The 2786-nt window shown below is 64.0% G+C and carries 3 protein-coding genes; 1 reads left to right on the top strand and 2 read right to left on the bottom strand.

All coding sequences use genetic code 11. The annotated features are described in order from the left end of the window. On the bottom strand, positions 1 to 704 hold a 704-nt coding region (locus X803_RS17840), incomplete at its 3' end, for a CvpA family protein (protein ID WP_035777924.1). Between the two features lie 212 nt (positions 705 to 916). Here X803_RS17840 and X803_RS0104645 point away from each other — a divergent pair. Further along, on the top strand, positions 917 to 1594 hold the full coding sequence (locus tag X803_RS0104645; protein WP_026544229.1) for a Crp/Fnr family transcriptional regulator: 678 nt from the start codon (positions 917 to 919) through the stop codon (positions 1592 to 1594). Between the two features lie 117 nt (positions 1595 to 1711). Here the strand turns inward: X803_RS0104645 and X803_RS17835 are convergent, their stop codons facing one another. Further along, on the bottom strand, positions 1712 to 2377 hold the full coding sequence (locus X803_RS17835) for a hypothetical protein (protein WP_051470454.1): 666 nt from the start codon (positions 2375 to 2377) through the stop codon (positions 1712 to 1714). Between the last annotated feature and the right edge of the window lie 409 nt (positions 2378 to 2786).

Here is a 2786-nt window from a genome sequence, read left to right as displayed (position 1 = left end):
GCCGCCACGACGTGGGCGTTGGTGACGACCCGGCCGGGCGCGACGACGAACCCCGATCCTGTCTGGTTCTGGCCGCACTGGAACGCGGTGCCCGCGATCCGCAGAACGGACGCCGACGCCGCTGCCAGTTCCGGGGTGTCCACCGACGCATCGGGAATGGGCGCCGGAGTTGCGGGCGCCACAGACTCCAGGAGCGTGGGAATGCCGTCGGCGACAGCGATGGAGCGGATCTGTGCCATCCAGGTGCGCACCGGCGACGGCGTCAGCGTATCGATGGTGCCCAACACCTTCGACGACGCGATGGACTGGGACAGGAACGGCACGCCCATGGTGCTCATACTGAATGCCAGCATGGCCAGGACCAGGGCAGCGACGACGACGTTGGTGGCGCCTCCCAGCAGACGGTCGATCACGCGGACCGGCACCGAGCCCGTCCTGCTGCTGAGCGCACGTCCGAGGCCGGCGCCGAGGGCCTGTCCGATAATGACAAGAAGCAGCGCTGTGGCGATGACCGCGGCCAGTCTCCAGCTGTCCTCGGACACCCAGGCGCTCACCAGGGGGATGGCGAAGAATGCGGCTACGGCGCCTGCGCCGAATCCGATGATCCCTCCGAGCGTGACGAGGAACCCGTTCTTCAGGCCGGCGATCAGGTATCCGATCAGCATCAGGACCAGGAGGATATCCAGGAGCGTCAAGCCGAACACGTCACTCCCCTTTCAGGAAGCGCCGTACTTCCCCAACAGGTTCAATTCTACGTTCCCGGTCCGACAGTCCCCCCACGGGAACGTGATTTACCTTTCCCCTCGGCGAACATGCGTGTAGCAGGTGTCACAACGTCCCCGCGTACGGCAAGATGGGGAAAGACGGTAATCTGGCCAGTTTTCATCATGCAGTTGCATTACACCGAGGAGATTTCATGGATATTGAGGTACTGCGCAGGGCGCCCCTGTTCGCTTCGCTGGGTGACGAGGTCTTTGCGGCACTCACCGATGAGTTGACCGAAGTGGATCTCTCCCGCGGCGCATCAGTCTTCCGGGAGGGAGACCAGGGCGACCAGCTCTACTTCATCGTCTCCGGCAAAATCAAGCTTGGCCGCACCGCACAGGACGGCCGCGAGAACCTGCTGGCAATCCTCGGCCCCGGCGAACTCTTCGGCGAAATGGCACTGTTCGATCCGAGCCCGCGTACCGCAACAGCTACCGCAGTGTCAGAGACCCGGCTCGCAGGCCTGAAGAATGAAAACCTCCGTGCGCTTCTCGAGACCCGCCCTGAGGTGTCAGCCCAGCTTCTGCAGGCCCTCGCGCGCAGGTTGCGCCGCACCAACGAGTCGCTGGCGGACCTGGTGTTCTCGGACGTTCCGGGCCGCGTTGCCAAGGCGCTGCTCGACCTCGCGGACCGCTTCGGCAGGCCCGCGACCGACGGCATCCTGGTGGCGCACGAGCTCACCCAGGAGGAACTGGCGCAACTCGTCGGTGCTTCCCGCGAAACGGTGAACAAGGCCCTCGCCGAGTTTGTGCAGCGCGGCTGGCTCCGCCTTGAGGCCCGCGCCGTCGTCATTCTCGACATCCAGCGGCTACGCCAGCGGAGCCGCTGACCCATCCCACTCTTCCCCGAACTTTTGCGCATGTCTGGTGGCTTAACCGGCCGACACGTCGCCGGACGTGCACAAATGTTCCGGGAAGTTACGTACCTCCCCGAACTTTTGCGCAGATCAGGCGGGTTCTCGTCGGGGCAAGCCACCCGAGCTGCGCAGAAGTTCCGGGGTTCCCTGGCGCCAGCCCTGACGTAAGAGCGTCTTCCGGACCTTCGCAACGATCCGCCAGCCACCTTCCTGCAGATCGAGCCGGTTCAGCTTCACCTGCGCCCACCCGACTTCGGCGACCTTGGCGTCCCGAGCCATATCCCGGGCCTGCTGTTCCGGCGTCAGGTGATGTTCGCCGTCGTATTCGAGACAGGTCTGGAATGTCTCACAGCCGAGATCCGTCCACGCAACAATCGACCCATGCCGGTCGCGCAGCGGGTAGTTGACCGCGAATTCCGGCAAGCCGGCGTCTTCCAGAGTCAGGCGAACCAGCGTCTCGGGAGGCGAGTCCACGCCGACCCGCAGGCGGTCTAAAGCCTGCCGCGCCTTCTGGATTCCCCAACTCCGTCCGTGTGTCGCCACAAATCCGGACAGTTCGTGCCTGGGCACCATAGCTGTCTTCAGCGGGCCAAAAGAGCGGACGTGCTCGCTCACAATCTGGTCTCCCGCAACAATCAGATCCTCAAGAGGGAGCACTGTTGCAAGGTCAAGCCAGGTTCGAGAGACGGAAGTAACCGCCACGCCGTCAACCTCGACGACATCACCGTCAGAGACGTCGAGCCGGTGGCCTGTCACGCCTTTCCTTCGCGGTGCAGCTGACTGCTTGCCGCGTGACAGGTGAAGGCGCTCGCGGGAAATCCAGGATGGCAGGTGAATCTTGTGAACTTCTGCCGCAGTCGTATGCGATACGAAACTCCCCGGGAGCAGTTCCACATAGGGCCTGCAACGCGACAGCACCGGTTGCGCAACGCCGACCGGAACGCGCACTTCGCGGCTCGGGGTCACCAGATCCCTGGCACGCGTCCGGCTCCTGGTCAGGTCCACGTCGAGTGCCTGCCGCAAAGTGAAGGACCGACCATGAAGGTCCTCGGGCAACTGAGCGTATCGGGGCATGCTCCATCTCAGCGCATTTCCCGTACGTCTGCGCCCGGTATCCACAGCCCCGAACTTTTGCGCATTTATGGCGGCTTCCTGTGCGGAGAAG

The organism is Arthrobacter sp. 35/47, from assembly GCF_000520475.1.
In the GTDB taxonomy this organism is placed as follows: domain Bacteria; phylum Actinomycetota; class Actinomycetes; order Actinomycetales; family Micrococcaceae; genus Arthrobacter_D; species Arthrobacter_D subterraneus.
This window is presented reverse-complemented; position numbering and strand designations above follow the sequence as displayed.